The organism is Micromonospora sp. NPDC048930 (assembly GCF_043197935.1).
In the GTDB taxonomy this organism is placed as follows: domain Bacteria; phylum Actinomycetota; class Actinomycetes; order Mycobacteriales; family Micromonosporaceae; genus Micromonospora.
The window spans coordinates 423,191-438,939 of the sequence record NZ_JBICUB010000005.1 but is presented as its reverse complement, the minus strand read 5'-3'; the positions used below and the strand labels follow the sequence as shown (position 1 = coordinate 438,939).

The window sequence follows — 15,749 nt, the reverse complement described above, 5'->3', positions numbered from 1 at the left end:
CTCGCTCATGGCATCACGGTACCGGCGACCGGAGTGCCGGCCCGCGGACGGTCCGTGACCGTGGCAACTCTCGCAATCCCGCCGGCCCGGGAACTTTCCCCGCCCCGCGGACGACAACAGCTCGGCGCCGCTGACGCCCCCGAAGCCGTCGACGACAACCTCAGCCGGCCACCGCGAGGGCCAGGGGCAGCACGTCCGGGGCGCCGGCCCGGCGCAGCAGCCGGGCCACCATGGTCAGCGTCCAGCCCGAGTCGACCAGGTCGTCGACGAGCAGCACCGGCCCGTCCAGCCCGGCCAGGGCGTCGGCCAGCTCGTCGGGCAGGGCGAAGGAGTCGTGCAGCGCGCGTACCCGCTGGGCGCTGTTGCCGCGCGGCCCGCCACCGGCGGACGGGCCGGTCGGCACGACCCGGCCGAGCAGCGGCAGCCGGCCCACGGCGGCGATCCGCTCGGCGAGCGAGCCGACCAGCGCCGGGCGGGTGCGGGAGGCCACGGCGACCACCCCGACGGGGCGGCGTGGCCAGGGGTCGTCGCCGTGCGCCCAGGCCTTCAACACCTCCACCACGGCCGCCGCCACGTCGTCCGGGACCGGGCCGTCCGCCGCCTCGGGCCCGACCAGGCCGCGCAGCCGCCCACCCCAGCCCAGGTCGGAGAGGCGTCCCACGGCCCGCCCCGGCAGCGCCTGCTCCGCCGGGGGGATGCGCCCCTTCAGGGGTACGCCCACCGCCTCCAGGCCGGTCGGCCAGAGCTTCTTCGGCGGGATCTCCACGCCGGGCCGGCCGAGGAACGTCTGCGCGGCGGTGAGGGCGGCGTCGGAGACCTCGGCGGTGAACAGCGGGCCGACGCAGTTGTCGCAGCGGCCGCAGTCGACCGCCCCGGTGTCGTCCAGGCACTCCCGCAGGTAGCGCATCCGGCAGCCGGACGTGGCCGCGTACTCCCGCATGGCCTGCTGCTCGGCGGTGCGGGCCTGGACGACGCGGCGCAGCCGGGCCTCGTCGTAGACCCAGGGCTCCCCGGTGGCCAGCCAGCCGCCGCGCACCCGGCGGACCGCGCCGTCCACGTCGAGCACCTTGAGCATCAGCTCCAGCCGGGCCCGGCGCAGGTCGACGATCGGTTCGAGGGCCTGGGTGGAGATCGGGCGGTCCGGGTGCAGCGCGGCGAGCACCGCCCGGACCTGCTCCTCGGGCGGGAAGGCGAGCGAGGCGAAGTAGCGCCAGATCGCCGCGTCCTCGACGCCGGGCAGCAGCAGCACCTCGGCGTGTTCCACGGCCCGGCCGGCGCGGCCGACCTGCTGGTAGTAGGCGATCGGCGAGGGTGGCGCGCCGAGGTGCACCACGAAGCCGAGGTCGGGCTTGTCGAAGCCCATGCCGAGGGCGCTGGTGGCGACCAGCGCCTTGATCTTGTTGTCGAGCAGGTCCTGCTCGGCGGCCCGCCGGTCGGCGTCCTCGGCCTGCCCGGTGTACGCGGCCACCGACCAGCCCCGGGCGCGCAGGAACTCGGCGGTCTCGCCGGCCGCCGCCACGGTGAGCGTGTAGATGATGCCGGAGCCGGGGAGCCGGTCCAGGTGGTCGGCGAGCCAGGCCAGCCGGTGCGCCGGGCTGGGCAGGTCGACCACGCCGAGCCGCAGCGACTCCCGGTCCAGGCTGCCCCGCAGCACCAGGACGTCCGGTCGCGCCGCGGCCGGAGCGGCCAGCTCGGTGCCCAACTGCTCGGCCACGTCCCGGGTGACCCGGGCGTTGGCGGTGGCGGTGGTGGCCAGCACCGGCGTCCGCTCGGGCAGCTCCGCCAGGAAGGTACGCAGCCGGCGGTAGTCGGGCCGGAAGTCGTGCCCCCAGTCGGAGACGCAGTGCGCCTCGTCCACCACCAGCAGGCCGGTGGTGGCGGCCAGCTTGGGCAGTACGCCGTCCCGGAAGTCCGGGTTGTTGAGCCGTTCCGGGCTGATCAGCAGCACGTCGACCGCGCCGGCGTGGATCTCGGCGGTGATCTCGTCCCATTCGTCGAGGTTGGCCGAGTTGATGGTGCGGGCCCGGATGCCGGCCCGGGCGGCCGACTCGACCTGGTTGCGCATCAACGCCAGCAGCGGCGAGACGATCACCGTCGGGCCGTGCTCCCCGCCCTCGCGCAGCAGCGCGGTGGCGACGAAGTAGACCGCCGACTTGCCCCACCCGGTGCGCTGGACGCAGAGCACCCGGCGCCGGTCCACGACGAGGGCCTCGATGGCCCGCCACTGGTCGTCGCGGAGCCGGGCGTGGTCACCGGCCAGCCGCCGCAGCACCGCCTCGGCCCGCTCCCGTACGGCCCCTCGATCCTGGCTCATCCGGCATTTCTACCAGGCGTCGGCCCGGCGGCCGGGATCACGCAGGGCCGCTCGGTGCCGGCGGCGGCAGGAAGAGCAGCAGGTCCCGGAGCTGCTCGGTCGCCGCGAGCGGCAGTTGGCAGCGTGCGCCCAGTTCCTCCAGCGATCCGTACGGGCCGCGCAGCCAGCGGTCGACGGCGACCTGCCGGCGCTGCTCGCCGCTCAGTCCGGGCAGCCCGGCCAGCACCTGGTCCGGGACCGCGTTCAGGTCGACCAGACCGCCGTCGTCGAAGGTTCGGGGCAGGTCGGGCCGGCCGATACGCAGCTCGTACCGGGCCGCCGGGTAGTGCTGGAGCAGGTAGCGGGCCTGTTCCCGACGTACCCGTTGCTGCTCGGCGACGCGCTGCCCGCCGCGCCAGAACAGGCGGCTCACCGCCGACCACAGGTCCGGGTTGAGCAGCAGCACGTGCACGGTCCCCACCAGCCAGCAGACCGCCGTCGCGCCGAGCAGGTACAGGAACTGCGAGTCGGGGAGTTCCTCGTTGTCCGGCACCTCCTGAAGCGTGACGACGGCCAGGCCGACGACGAGCAGGAAGTAGCCGACTCCGGCCACCGCGAGGCGCCAACTGCGCCGCCACAACGCGTACGCGAGGACGACCGCCCAGGTGAGAACGCCGAATGACAGCAGCGCGGCGGAGACGCCGGCGACGGTGGCGACGACGCGTACCCACCGGGCCGACCGCCGCTCCGTCCACCCTGCGCCGGACGGCTGGTGCACCCCGACGAGGAATCCCGGCGGGCCGGCCCCGACCGGTGCGGGAGCCGACCGTGCGGCGAGCGGCTCGGGTGCCGCGGAGGGTGGCTCGGCCACGGGCCGCTCGTCCGATCGGTCCGGCTCCGTCACCGCCGTCCGCTCCCCGGCGGGCCTCACGGTCGTGGCGACGGTTATTTCCCCGCCGGGAGGCCGGCGAGCAGGCGGGCCGGCGTCGACCGGGGCCGGGTGCAGCGTCGGGTCCGACCGCAGCATCCGGCCGTGCAGCTCCCGGAGTACCTCGCCGGGCTCGATGCCGTACTCCTCGCGCAGCAGCCCGGCGAACTCCCGGTACGCGGCGAGCGCCTCCGCCTGCCGTCCGCTGCGGTAGAGCGCCAGCATCAGCTGCTGCCGCAGCCGTTCCCGTACCGGGAACTCGCGGACCAGCTCGACCAGTTCGCCGACCAGTTCGCCGTGCCGGCCGCTGGCCAGCTCCAGCTCGACGCGGGTCTCCAGGGCGACGGCGCGCATTTCGACCAGCCGGTGCCGGGCGGTTTCGAAGAACGGCCCGGCGAAGCCGGTGAACGGCTCGCCCTGCCAGAGCTCCAAGGCGGCGGTCAGCTCGGCCAGCGCCTCGGACGTACGCCCCGCCGCGTGCCCCTGCCGGGCCCGGTGTACCCCGCGCTCGAACCGGACCGCGTCCACCGCCTCCGGCGGGACCCGCAGCAGGTATCCGGCGTCGGTCAGGGTCAGCACCTGCCCCGGCGTACGCGGGGATCGGTCGGGTTCGAGCACCCGGCGCAGCCCGGCGACGTACTTCTGTACCACGTTGGGGCCGTTCGCGGGCGGCTCCTCCGGCCAGACCGCGTCGACGATCTGCCCAGTGGGCACCGGACGGCCGGCGGAGAGCAGCAGCACGGCGAGCACCGCGCGCTGCTTGCCGGGGCCGAGGTCGAGCGGGCGGTCGGCGTACCAGGCGCGATGGGGACCGAGGAGCGCGAAACGCAGCTGCGCTGGTTCCGGCGTGCCCGGCGGCACCTGCGTTCCTGACATGCGACTTTCCGCTCCTGATGCCCGGGGCGAGGCCGGACGGCAGGGCCCGGCAGCCGGACGGCAGCATATCGGCAGCCGAACCGCCGTGGCGGGCCGCAGCATCGTCGTCGGCAGAGGCCACGAAAAGCGAGAAAGAGAAACTGCGATGACACAGGAAACGGGCAGCACCGGGACCGTCCGCCGGACGCTGGGCACGGTCGCGGCCGTGCTGGCCGCCACCACCCTGCTCGCGGGTTGCGGGCCGAAGAGCGAACAGGCCGCCGCACCGGGGACCGGCTCGGCCGCCAACCCGAGCGCCGACCCGAAGCGGGCGCTGTTGGCCGCCGTCCCCGACGAGGACGCGGGTACCTTCCGGTTCACCGGCAAGGACGCCTCCAGCAGCCTGAGCGGGCGGATCGACCCGGCCGCGAAGGCGATGGAGCTGCACCTGGCGATGCCGCCGGAGGACGGCGTCACCGTGAAGATGTCGTTCCTGGTCATCGGGGACAAGGTCTGGATGAAGGCGAGGTTCAGCGGGCAGCCGGGCCTGCCGAAGCTGCCCGACAAGTGGCTGGCGCTGGACAAGGCCAAGCTCACCGACGCCGACGGCGTGCCCAGCTACGACGGCGCGGACCAGGGCAACGCCGGCCCGCTGCTCGACGCGGCGACCTCGGTCGCGCAGCAGGGTCCGGGGACGTACGCCGGGTTCATCGACGTGACCGGCGGCGAGGCGGCCAAGGCGCTGGACGACGGCGAGGCGGCGGCGCTCGGCGAGGCCGGCAAGCACGTGCCGTTCACCGCGCAGGTGGGGCCGGACGGGCACCTCACCTCGCTGGTGCTGAAGATGCCGGCGGCCGGCGAGCGGAAGGCGTACGACTACGTCGTCAGCTACGCCGGCTACGGCAGCACCCCGAAGATCACCGAGCCGGCCGGAAGCGCGGCGACGAAGGCGCCGGCACTGGCGTACGAGCTGCTGAACAGCTGATCCCACGACGAGCGGAGGGGCGGCGGCCACACGGGGGGTCGCCGCCCCTCCTCGTCGGTTCCGACGGTCAGCGGCCGAGGACCGAGCCGCCGTTGACGCCGAGCACCTGGCCGGTGACGTAGCCGGCGGCGGGGCTGACCAGGTAACGGACGGCCGCCGCGATGTCGTCCGGTACGCCGGCCCGGCCGACCAGGGTCGCCGCGACCCGCTTGGCGTGCCCCTCCGGCGTCATCCGGTCGCCGAAGAACTCGGTCTCGGCGACGTATCCGGGGCTGACCACGTTGACCGTGATCTGGTCCGGGCCGAGCTGAGTGGCCAGGTCGTACGCCCAGCCGTGCAGCGCCGCCTTGGCCGCCGAGTACGGCCCGGCCCCGCCCCGCTGGGCGGCGATCGAGCTGAGCAGGAGCACCCGGCCGCCCGGACGCCGCAGGGCGGGCAGCAGCGCCTCGGTGAGCAGGACGGCGGTGAGCACGTTGGCGTCCAGGTTGGCCCGCCACCAGGCCGCCACGTCGACGAGGGTGTCGGTGGGCCCGCCCAGGTAGCCGCCGGCGTTGTTCACCACCGCGTCGACGGTCCGCTCCCCGACCGCCGAGACGACCCCGGCGAGCTGCGCCGGATCCGTCAGGTCCGCGGTCACCGCACTGACCGCCGCCGGCCGCCCGCACTCCGCCCCGATCCGCTCCGCGGTGGCCAGCAGCACGTCCGCCCGCCGCCCCACGATCAACACCTCGAACCCATCGGCGACCAGCCCCCCGGCGACGGCGGCCCCGATCCCGGTCCCACCCCCACTGACAACCGCGAACCGCTCCCCCACGCCCGCCCCTTCCACGTTGATCAAGGAGTTTGCGTCATCCTACGGCGGATTCCCGACGCAAACTCCTTGATCAACGGGGCGGTCACCTCCGGCGGAGGGTGGTCACCTCCGGCGGAGGGTGGTCAGCGGCGGCGGAGGGTGGTGAGGAGGGGGTGCAGGCGGGTGCGGAGGCTGGTGAGGCCGCCCGGGAAGAAGTAGACGGCCAGGATGAAGACGGTGCCGAGGACGAACAGGGGCTGGGACAGCGGGTGGCTGAGGAAGGCCGGGAGGCTGTTCACGGCGTCGCTGGAGCCGAACGCGGTCAGGCGGTGGTCCAGGTACATGTAGAGGATGCCGCCGAGCACCGGGCCCCACCGGGTGCCCGGACCGCCGAGCACCACCATGACCAGCAGCGACAGGGTCAGTTCGGACGACGTCACGTGCGGGCTCGCCCCGCCCACGACCAGGCAGTAGACCACCCCGCCGGCGCTCGCCAGCCCGCCCGCCAGGGTGAACGCGACCAGCTTGAACCGGTACGGGTCGAGCCCGAGCACCCCGATCCGCCGCTCGTCGTCGCGCAGCCCGGCCAGCACCCGCCCGGTCGGCGAGCCGCTCACCCGGTGCACCACGAAGACCACCAGGGCCAGGTACGCCAGCGCCAGCCAGTAGAGGTTCACCGTGTTGGCGACCCCCACGAGGGCGGACGGCAGCCCGGACACGTCCAGCGGCAGGCCCTCCTCGCCGCCGGTCCACCCACCGAAGTTCCGGGCCACCAGGATGGCGCCGACCTGGGCGAAGGCCAGCGTCACCATGGCGAAGGCGATGCCGACGGTGCGCAGCGCGACCGCGCCGAGCAGCGCGGCGAGGACCGTACCGCCGATGATCGTGAACAGCGCGGCCTGCCAGAGCGGCAGCCCACCCTTGGTGACCAGCACGTCGGTCCCGTACACGCCGGCGGCGAAGTAGAGGGCGTGCCCGAAGGAGAGCATCCCGGTCCGCCCGAAGAGCAGGTCGTAGCCGGCGGCCAGGCCGCCGAAGACCAGGCAGATGGCGAGCAGTTGCAGGGTGCCCGGCGAGTTCAGCGGCCCCTCGAAGATGCCCGGCAGGTTCAGCGTCGAGTACGGCACGATCGCCGCCACCAGCAGGGCGACCAGCGGGGCGTACGGGCGCAGCCCGTGCCACCGCGAGTGTCCGGGGGTCAGCTCGTCGGGCACCTGCGCGGGCGGTGCCTCCACCAGCGAGTCGGTCATGCGTGAGCCACCTTTCCGGCGAGGCCCTGCGGACGCAGCAGCAGCACCACGGCGAGCAGCCCGACCACGCAGATGTCACCCAGGCCGGACGTGCCGTAGTAGTTGACGAACTGTTGCAGCAGCCCCACCGCGACCGCCGCGTACGCGGACCCGACCACCGAGCCCATCCCGCCGATCACCACCACGATGAACGCGAAGATCAGCAGCGAGCCGCCCTGCCCGGGCGAGACGGTACCGAAGTAGACCCCGCCGAGCGCGCCGGCCAGCGCGGCGGCGGCCCCACCGATCGCGAAGACCAGGGTGAACGCCTTGCGGACGTCGATGCCGAGCGCGGTCACCATCTCCCGGTTCTCCACCCCGGCCCGGATGATCAGGCCGTACCGGGTGAAGCGGAGGAAGGCGAGCAGCGCCCCGAGCACCAGCACCGCGGCGACGATCAGCAGCAGCCCGGCGTTCGGCACGTTCGCACCGAGGAGCGAGGTCACGTCCCGGGTCCACGCCGGCCGCGGGAACGACCGCGCGTCGGCGCCCCAGGTGGCCTGGAGCAGCGCCACCCCGGCCAGCGACAGGCCGACGGTGACCAGCACCTGCTCGATGGTGCGGGAGTAGAGCGGCCGGATCAGCACCAGCTCGACCAGCACCGCGACCAAGGCCCCGGCGAGCACGCCGAAGGCGACCGCCACCACGAACCCGAACCCGTCGGGGCCGGCGCCGGGCAGGTTGCCCGCCGCCCACCAGGTCGCGTACGCCCCGACGCCGAGGAACAGGCCGTGCGCGAAGTTGAGCACGTCGGCGAGGCCGAAGACCAGGGAGAGGCCGGAGGCGACCAGGAAGTAGAGCGCCGCCAGGCCGAGCCCGGTCAGGGTCAGCAGGATCACCGTGCTCACGCGTGCACCTCCCCGGACCCCACCCCGAGCAGCGACTTGGTGAGCGCGGTCTCCAGCAGCAGGTCCTGCGCGTTGCCGGTCCAGGCCACCTTGCCGGCGGAGAGCACCACCGCGTCCTTCGCCAGCCGCCGCACCACGGCCAGGTTCTGCTCCACCAGCAGCACCGGCACGGACTCGGCCACCCGTTCCAGCACCTCGGCCACCTCGGTCACCACCTTCGGCGCCAACCCCTTGGTCGGCTCGTCGATCAGCAGCAGCCGGTTGTCGTTGAGCAGCACCCGGCCGATCGCGAGCATCTGCTGCTGCCCGCCGGAGAGCGAACCGGCCCGTTGCCGTCCGCGCCGGTCCAGCTCGGGGAAGAGCGCGAAGACCTTGTCGTACGCCGGGGTGATGCCCCGCCGTTCGGCCAGCCGCAGGTTCTCCGCGACGGTGAGCCCGGCGAACACGCAGCGGTCCTCCGGCACGTAGCCGAGGCCGCCGCGGACCAGCCGGTGGGTGGGGCGGGCCAGCAGGCTCTGCGCGCCCATCCGGATGGTGCCGCGCACCTCGCCGTTGCGCGGGGTCAGGCCGACGATCGCGCGCAGCGTCGTGGTCTTGCCGACGCCGTTGCGGCCGAGCAGCACGGTCACCCCGGTCGGCGCGACGTCGAACGACACCCCCTGGAGGATGTGCAGCCCGGCGATCCGCACCGACAGGTCCTCGACGCTGAGGATCGGTTCCGTCATAGCGACTCCCCCAGGTACGCCTCCTGCACGGTGGCGTTGGCCATCACCGTGTCCGGGGTGTCGCAGGCCAGCAGCGCGCCGTGGTGCATCACGGCGATCCGGTCGGCCAGCTCCAGGATCACGTCCATGTGGTGCTCCACCATGAGCACCGACCGCCCGCTGTCACCGGTCAGCGACTTGATGACGCTGACCAGTTCGGGCACGTCCTCGGCGCTGACCCCGGCCATCGGCTCGTCCAGCAGCATCACCCGGGGCTCCCCGGCGAGCAGCAGGGCGATCTCCAGCTTCCGCTTCTCGCCGTGGGCGAGGGTGCCGGCCAGCGCCGTACCCCGGTGCTGGAGGCCGACCCGGTCGAGCGCCGCGTCGGCGGCGGCGGCCACCTCCCGGTCGGCCGCCGCCCGCCGCCACAGCTTCATCGAGCCACCCCGGTGCGCCTGTACGGCGAGCCGGACGTTCTCCCGCACCGTCAGCGAGCCGAAGACCGAGGACGCCTGGAAGGTACGCCCCAGGCCGAGGCGGGCCCGCTTGTGCGGGGGAAGGGCGGTGATGTCCGCCCCGTCCAGCAGGACCCGCCCGTCGGTGGGCCGGCGCAGGCCGGTGATCAGGTTGAACAGCGAGGTCTTGCCGGCGCCGTTCGGCCCGATCACGCCGAGGAACTCCCCGGGCGCCAGGTCGAGGTAGACGGAGTCGACGATGGCGACCTCACCGATCCGCCAGGTCAGACCGCGGGTGGCGAGCACTGGTCAGCCCTTCATCTGGGTGACCGGCGGCGCGGTCTCGTCACCGGTCAGGGTCTTCTGCGCGGTCGCCGTGTACGCGGTGCCGCTGCCGGCCAGCTTGGCCTGGTACATCGGCTGGAGCAGCGCGTGGTCCTCGGCGCGGATGGTCATCTGGCCCTTGATGCTGTCGAACTGCCAGCCCTCCAGCGCCTTGATCATCTTGTCCACGTCGTCGCCGCCCTCCTGCGCGGCGCGGACGACCATCTGGGCGGCGGCGAAGCCGTCCGGGTGGAACAGGTCGAGGGTGCCGCCCGGGATCTTGGCCTTGGCGGCCTTGGCGGCGTCGGTGTCGCTGGCCCCGTCGAAGTAGTGCGACAGGAAGGAGATCTTGCTGCCGGCGGCGCCGAAGGTGGGCCAGGTGGCGCGGATGTCCAGACCGGTGACGACCGTGGTGGAGGAGAGGACGCCCTGCTGGTCGAGGGTCTGCCACATGGCCGGACCGGTGGTGCCGGCCCAGGCGACGAAGAGCAGGTCCGGCTTGGCGGCCTTGATCTGGCTGGCGAACGGGGTGAACTCGGTGGCGCTCGCCGGGGCCCGGACGCTGCTCACGGTCGCGCCGGCGCCGCCGATGACGTTCTTGACGGCGGCCTCGTTCGCGTCACCGAAGGCGCCGTCCTGGGCGAAGACGACGACCTTCTTGCTCTTCGCGTCGCCGATGAACGACTTGGCGGTCACCACGTCCTGGTACGACTGCCGGCCCGAGCGGAAGGTGTACTTGTTCGCCCCGGTCACCGCGTCGGTGGCGGCCGGGCCGGAGATGAACAGGACCTTGTTCTGCGCGGCGATCGGGGCGACCTGGAGGGCCACGCCGGAGGAGGTGGAACCGGCGATGATCTTCGTGCCCTTGCCGATCAGTTCCTTGGCCGCGGAGACCGCCTTGGCCGGGTCGCCCGCGTCGTCGACCTCGGTGAGCTCGATCTTCCGGTCGCCCACCTTGCCGGTGCCCTTGGTGGCGTAGTCGAGGCCGGCCTTGAAGCCCTCGATGTACTGCTTGCCGTAGCTGGCCAGCGGCCCGGACTGGGAATACACCAGGCCGACCTTGACCGGCGCGGAGTCTCCGCCGCCGGAGGCGGTGTCCTGCGGGCTGCCACAGGCCGTGGTGGCGAGCGCGGCCGCCATCATCGTGGCGGCGGAAAGGAACACCCGTCGCGTGTGCCGGATCGTCATTGCGACTCCAGAGGACAGGGGGAATGTCAGTTGTCGGCTCACGCTAGAAGTGACGTCACCCACGGGCTATGTGGCCGAAACACACAAGTCAGCGAGGGGGGATGGCCGGCTGTTACAACGTCGGCCACCGCACCGTTACGGCCGTGATCCCTGATGGCCGCCTACCCCATGGGCGGACCGGGCGATGTGTCCCGTTCCGCTACCGGGGCGCGGCGGTCCCGCAGTCGCCGTCGTGGTCGGCCGGCAGCGGGCAGCGCCGCCCGCCGTCGAGCAACCGGTCGCAGTAGACCCAGTGGCGTACGGACTGGGCGTCCTCGGTCGACACGGTGGGCCCCAGCCCCGCGAGCTGGCCGAGGCGTATGGCGTCCACATGAACACGGCCTACCGTGCCATGTCCCTGCTGCACGACCGCGAGCTGATCATGGGCCAGCCAGGCCGCTGCACCTACGTCGCCGAGCGCCCCGGACAGTAAATCCTCGACGCCTTTCGACCTGATGTCGTAAACGACTCAAAGAGGCCGGGCACCGGATTGCCGCACGGCCCGGACCTGCCCTGGGCAAGCCGGTCTGAGTCGTTGGTGATATCAGCTCGAAAGGCGCCGAGAAACACCCGTCCGCTGCCCACCGGCCACACCACGTCGAGGTCCGGGAACGGCGCGTGGGGCCCGGCAGCCGCCGGACCCCACGGAACAGATGCGCCGATCAGAGGCCCGCGCGGGCCGCCACGGCGGTGTCCGGCTGGTCGGTGAAGACGCCGTCCAGCCCCAGGCCGAAGAAGAGCTCGTACTCGGCCGTGATGTCGCCCCGGGCGTTCGGGTCGGTGCCGATCCGGTAGTCGGCCGGGAGGAACTGGTTCTCGGCGCGGAAGGTCCAGGCGTGCACGAGCAGCTTCTCCCGGTGCGCGTCCCGGATCACGGCGGTCGGCGCGAGCAGCTTGCCGGCCGCGTCCCGGGGCACGATCAGGTTCTTGTTCAGGCCGACGCCGTCGGCGTATCCGGCCACCCAGCGCAGGCCCGCCGCCGAGGCCAGGTCGGCGTAGGTCCGCCTGTCACCGGCGGCGGTGAAGTCGTACGGGCTCCCCGAGGCGTCCATCAGCTGGACCAGCCGTACGTCGATCATGCCGTCGAGCTTGCGCAGGTTGGCCGTCTCGAAGCTCTGGATGAAGACCGGGTCGCCGCGGTGGGTCAGCTCGTTGGCCTGCAGCGTCGCCACCAGCGGCTCCTCTAGCGGGAGCCCGATCGAGGCGAAGTAGCTGGGGTGCTTGGTCTCCGGGTAGACGCCGAAGCCGCTGGCGCCCCGGTGGCCGATCACGAGCGGCCGGTGGGCCGAGTGGGACCGCTGGACAGCAGACCGGGTCCGGTTGACCGGCAGTTGGTCGGTTCCTGACCTGCCGGTGAATCTGCGGACGGAAGATGACCTGGTGCGCCGCCTGCTCCGTAACCCCGTACGGCTGGTGCCGTTCGGGTTCCTGGCGGTGATCCTGCTCGGCACCGGCCTGCTGATGCTCCCCGGGGCCACCAGCGAGGAGCACTACACCCCGTTCGTCACGGCGCTCTTCACCGCCACCTCGGCCGTCTCGGTGACCGGCATGTCGGTCAACGACACGTCGAACTACTGGAACGACTTCGGTCTGGCGATGATCACCGTGCTCACCCAGCTCGGCGGCCTGGGCATCCTGACCGTCGCGGCGCTCGTGATCCTCGTCGTCTCCCGGCAGCTCGGCCTGCGCAACCGGCTGCTGGTGCAGGCGGAGACCGCCGAGTTCGGCGTCGGCGACGTCCGCCGGCTGCTGGTCCGGATCGCCGCGACGGTCTTCGTCACCGAGGCGGTGATGACGGCCGTGATCACCGGCCGGCTCTGGGGGACCTACCACTACTCGCCGCCGCGGGCGCTCTGGTCCGCCACCTTCCACTCCATCCAGGCGTTCAACAACGCCGGCTTTGCCCTGTACTCCGACGGCCTGGTCGCCTTCTCCCGCGACCCGTGGGTGGCACTGCCGCTGAGCCTGGGCGCGATCATCGGCGGCCTCGGCTTCCCGGCACTCTTCGAGGCCGTCCGGGAGTGGCGCCGGCCCACCGGGTGGGCGGTCGCCACCAAGCTGACCATCTGGGGCAGCGTCGTGCTGATCGGGCTCGGCTTCGGCTACCTGCTGCTCGCCGAGTGGACCAACCCGTACACCATCGGCACCTACGACGCGGCGGGCAAGGTGCTGGCCGCGTTCACCCAGATCGCGCTGAGCCGCACCGGGGGCTTCGACGTGATCAACATCGACCAGCTCAGCGAGGAGAGCTACCCGCTGTTCATCGTGCTCATGTTCGTCGGCGGGGGCAGCGCCAGCACCGCGGGCGGCATCAAGGTCTCCACCTTCTTCCTGCTCGCCTTCGTCATCTGGGCCGAGCTGCGCGGCGAGCCCGACGTGACGGTGGGCGGCCGGCGGGTCGCCACCGCGAGCCAGCGGCAGGCCCTGACCGTGGCGCTGATCAGCGTCGCGCTGGTCGTCAGCGGCACGGTGGGGTTGATCCTGCTGACCGAGAACGTCCGCAGCTTCGCCGCGCTCTTCGAGGTGACCTCCGCGTTCAGCACCACCGGCCTCTCCACCGGCCTCGCCCCGCAGCTGCCGGAACCGGGCCAGTACGTGCTGACCGCGCTCATGTACATCGGCCGGGTCGGCCCGCTCACCCTCGGGTCCGCGCTCGCGTTGAACACCCGACGACGCCTGTACCGCTACCCGGAGGAGCAACCCATTGTCGGCTAGGAAGACGGACGACAGCAGCATCGTGGTGATCGGCCTGGGCCGGTTCGGCGCGCGGCTGGCCGGCTCGCTGTTGCAGCTCGGCAACGACGTGCTGGCCATCGACCACAGCCAGGATCGGGTCCAGCGGTGGTCGTCGCAGCTGGAGCGGGTGGTGCAGGCGGACTCCACCGAGGAGGACGTGCTGCGGCAGGTGGGCGTGGCGGACTTCCGGCGGGTGGTGGTGGCCATCGGGGCCTCGGTCGAGGCGAGTGTGCTCACGGTGCTGGCCCTGGCCGAGTTGGGCATCCCGCAGATCTGGGCCCGGGCCACCTCCGAGAAGCACGCGAAGATCCTCGACTCGGTGGGCGCGCACCACGTGATTTTCCCCGAGGCGGAGACCAGCGAGCGGGTCGCGCACCTGATCGTCAGCAAGATGCTGGACTTCGTCGAGTTCGACGACGAGATCGCGATCGCCAAGGTGCGCGTACCGGAGTCGATGGTGGGACGGTCGGTGCGCGAGCTGACCCCGGACCAGTACGGGGTGATGGTGGTCGGCGCGAAGCTCCCCGGCGAGCGGTTCCGCTACGCCAGCCCGGACACGGTGCTGCGCCGCGACAGCGTGCTCGTCGTGGAGGGCAGCATCATCCAGGTGCAGCGCTTCGCCTCGCTGGGCTGAGCCTCACTTCTTCTTCGCCCCCGTGCCGCCGTGACCACCCGCCCTGCGGCTGCTTCACCTGCCTTTTCCCTTGCCGTCCTCCTTGCCCTTGCGGGGCTTCTCCGGCCTGACCCGGTCGCCCCCACCGCCCGAGGTGGTGTGGGAGCCGGTCTTCGCGGTGGTCGGCTTCGCCGGTGGCGTGGTCGGGGGAGGGGTCGTCGGCGTCGACCCGGCCACCCCGGAGACCTGCACGCCGCAGGTGCTGTCGCCGACCTTGAACTCCACCGGCAGCGGGTTGACCCCGGTGTAGCTGCCGGTCAGCGAGACCTTCCTCGACGCGCCCGGGGCCAGCGCCGACTCCGCGGCGGGCGGCTGGAGCAGGACCGTACGTCCCTGCTGGCGGACCGCCGGCTGGGCCGCCGTAACCGTCTGCCGGCCGGGGAAGGTGAAGCTCATCGTCCAGTCCCGCAGCTCCCGCCGGCCGGTGTTGGTCAGGGTCAGGTCGGCGGTGAAGTCCTTGCCGGTGTCCTGGCGCAGCACGTAGTCGACCGCGCAGGGGATCGGCTCCGGCAGGCTCATCCGGGCCTGCGTCGGCTCGACCCCGCCGCTGGCCGGGCTCTTCGAGGTCACCCCCCACATCGCGGCGGTGACCGCGACCAGGCCCGCCGCGGCCACCCCGGCCTCGACCTTGCGCCGCCGCGCCACGGCCTTGCGGGTACGGGTGCGGACCGCGGAGAAGGGCAGCGCGTCGGTCTCCGTCGACCAGGGCAGGATCGTCGTGCCCGCGTTCTCCATCAGCGCGGGGTCGAACCGGCCGAGCGCCGGGGAGACCGGCACGATCGCCGCGATCCCCGCCGCCTCGGCGAGGGTGCGCGCCACCTCGGCGGTCGCCGGCCGGTCCTCGGGGCGCTTGGCGAGGCAGCGCCGGACCAGCTCCTCGACCTCGTCGGGCAGCCCGACGACCGGGGGCATCGGGTCCGGGTCGTTGTACATGTGCGCCCGGAGCATCTGGGTGGTGGTGCTGGCCTGCCAGGGCAGCCGGCCGGTGAGCATCCGGTACAGCAGCAGGCCGACCGCGTACACGTCGGTGGCCGGGGAGACCTGGCCGTTGTCCAGCCGCTCTGGGGCCAGGTACGCGGGCGTGCCGAGCAGGGCGCCGTCCGGGCCCTTCTCGCTCTCCCCCACCAGCGCCGAGATGCCGAAGTCGACGACCTTCACCCCGGTCGGCGTGAGCATCACGTTGCCCGGGGTGACGTCCCGGTGCACCACGCCCCGGGCGTGCGCGGTGGCCAGCGCCGAGGCCACCTCCGCGCCGATGGTCACCGCCTCCCGCCAGGGCAGCTGCCCGCCGCGACCGAGCCGGCTGCTCAGCGGGCCGCCGTCGACCAGCTCCATGACCACGTACGGCACGGTCAGCCCGACCTGCTCGGACTCTCCGTAGTCGTACACGTTGGTGATGTTGGGGTGGCACAGCCGCGCGGCCGCCTGCGCCTCGATCCGGATGCGGTGCCGGAACGCCTTGTCGCTGGCAAGCCGGGAGGCGAGCACCTTGATCGCCACCTGGCGACCGAGCACCTCGTCGTAGCCGCGCCAGACCACCGACATGCCGCCCGCACCGAGCTGCTCGACCAACCGGTACCGCTCACCCAGCAGCTGTGCGCCGCTCCTGATCGCTGCACCCATGGTCGGTGCTGTTGCC

14 protein-coding genes are annotated in these 15,749 nt (G+C 72.8%); 3 read left to right on the top strand and 11 right to left on the bottom strand.

All coding sequences use genetic code 11. The annotated features are described in order from the left end of the window. Positions 1-160: 160 nt before the first annotated feature. The gene (locus ACGFI9_RS16710) at positions 161-2,314 is read right to left on the bottom strand and encodes a DEAD/DEAH box helicase (RefSeq protein WP_393178841.1); all 2,154 of its coding nucleotides are present in this window, start codon (positions 2,312-2,314) and stop codon (positions 161-163) included. A gap of 37 nt (positions 2,315-2,351) precedes the next feature. Further along, the gene (locus tag ACGFI9_RS16705; RefSeq protein ID WP_393178840.1) at positions 2,352-4,097 is read right to left on the bottom strand and encodes a BTAD domain-containing putative transcriptional regulator; all 1,746 of its coding nucleotides are present in this window, start codon (positions 4,095-4,097) and stop codon (positions 2,352-2,354) included. Positions 4,098-4,242: 145 nt separating this feature from the next. On the opposite strand from ACGFI9_RS16705, the gene ACGFI9_RS16700 reads away from it, so the two are divergent. Then, on the top strand, positions 4,243-5,061 hold the full coding sequence (locus ACGFI9_RS16700) for a hypothetical protein (RefSeq protein WP_393178839.1): 819 nt from the start codon (positions 4,243-4,245) through the stop codon (positions 5,059-5,061). 67 nt (positions 5,062-5,128) lie between these two features. Here the strand turns inward: ACGFI9_RS16700 and ACGFI9_RS16695 are convergent, their stop codons facing one another. From ACGFI9_RS16695 to ACGFI9_RS16660, 8 genes are all read right to left on the bottom strand, one after another. After that, positions 5,129-5,875: an SDR family NAD(P)-dependent oxidoreductase gene (locus ACGFI9_RS16695; RefSeq protein ID WP_393178909.1), complete on the bottom strand. Its 747-nt coding sequence runs from the start codon at positions 5,873-5,875 to the stop codon at positions 5,129-5,131. Between the two features lie 122 nt (positions 5,876-5,997). After that, the gene (locus ACGFI9_RS16690; protein ID WP_393178838.1) at positions 5,998-7,104 is read right to left on the bottom strand and encodes a branched-chain amino acid ABC transporter permease; all 1,107 of its coding nucleotides are present in this window, start codon (positions 7,102-7,104) and stop codon (positions 5,998-6,000) included. Then, the gene (locus ACGFI9_RS16685; RefSeq protein ID WP_393178837.1) at positions 7,101-7,991 is read right to left on the bottom strand and encodes a branched-chain amino acid ABC transporter permease; all 891 of its coding nucleotides are present in this window, start codon (positions 7,989-7,991) and stop codon (positions 7,101-7,103) included. Before ACGFI9_RS16685 ends, ACGFI9_RS16690 begins: the two co-directional genes overlap by 4 nt. Beyond that, complete coding sequence (locus ACGFI9_RS16680) at positions 7,988-8,716, bottom strand: ABC transporter ATP-binding protein (protein WP_393178836.1); 729 nt, start codon at positions 8,714-8,716, stop codon at positions 7,988-7,990. Before ACGFI9_RS16680 ends, ACGFI9_RS16685 begins: the two co-directional genes overlap by 4 nt. Beyond that, the gene (locus tag ACGFI9_RS16675) at positions 8,713-9,456 is read right to left on the bottom strand and encodes an ABC transporter ATP-binding protein (protein ID WP_393178835.1); all 744 of its coding nucleotides are present in this window, start codon (positions 9,454-9,456) and stop codon (positions 8,713-8,715) included. Before ACGFI9_RS16675 ends, ACGFI9_RS16680 begins: the two co-directional genes overlap by 4 nt. Before the next feature lie 3 nt (positions 9,457-9,459). Further along, on the bottom strand, positions 9,460-10,662 hold the full coding sequence (locus ACGFI9_RS16670) for a substrate-binding domain-containing protein (protein WP_393178834.1): 1,203 nt from the start codon (positions 10,660-10,662) through the stop codon (positions 9,460-9,462). A 199-nt stretch (positions 10,663-10,861) separates the two neighbouring features. Beyond that, positions 10,862-11,032 (bottom strand): hypothetical protein, encoded by a 171-nt coding sequence (locus tag ACGFI9_RS16665; RefSeq protein ID WP_393178911.1) that lies wholly within the window; start codon positions 11,030-11,032, stop codon positions 10,862-10,864. Positions 11,033-11,363: 331 nt separating this feature from the next. Next, positions 11,364-11,972: a glycerophosphodiester phosphodiesterase family protein gene (locus ACGFI9_RS16660; RefSeq protein WP_393178833.1), complete on the bottom strand. Its 609-nt coding sequence runs from the start codon at positions 11,970-11,972 to the stop codon at positions 11,364-11,366. A gap of 109 nt (positions 11,973-12,081) precedes the next feature. Here ACGFI9_RS16660 and ACGFI9_RS16655 point away from each other — a divergent pair, with 109 nt between their 5' ends. Both ACGFI9_RS16655 and ACGFI9_RS16650 read left to right on the top strand, forming a co-directional pair. After that, positions 12,082-13,416, top strand: a complete 1,335-nt coding sequence (locus tag ACGFI9_RS16655; protein WP_393178832.1) for a TrkH family potassium uptake protein — start codon at positions 12,082-12,084, stop codon at positions 13,414-13,416. Beyond that, positions 13,406-14,071 (top strand): potassium channel family protein, encoded by a 666-nt coding sequence (locus ACGFI9_RS16650; protein ID WP_393178831.1) that lies wholly within the window; start codon positions 13,406-13,408, stop codon positions 14,069-14,071. Before ACGFI9_RS16655 ends, ACGFI9_RS16650 begins: the two co-directional genes overlap by 11 nt. Before the next feature lie 54 nt (positions 14,072-14,125). Here the strand turns inward: ACGFI9_RS16650 and ACGFI9_RS16645 are convergent, their stop codons facing one another. Beyond that, on the bottom strand, positions 14,126-15,733 hold the full coding sequence (locus ACGFI9_RS16645; RefSeq protein ID WP_393178830.1) for a serine/threonine-protein kinase: 1,608 nt from the start codon (positions 15,731-15,733) through the stop codon (positions 14,126-14,128). Between the last annotated feature and the right edge of the window lie 16 nt (positions 15,734-15,749).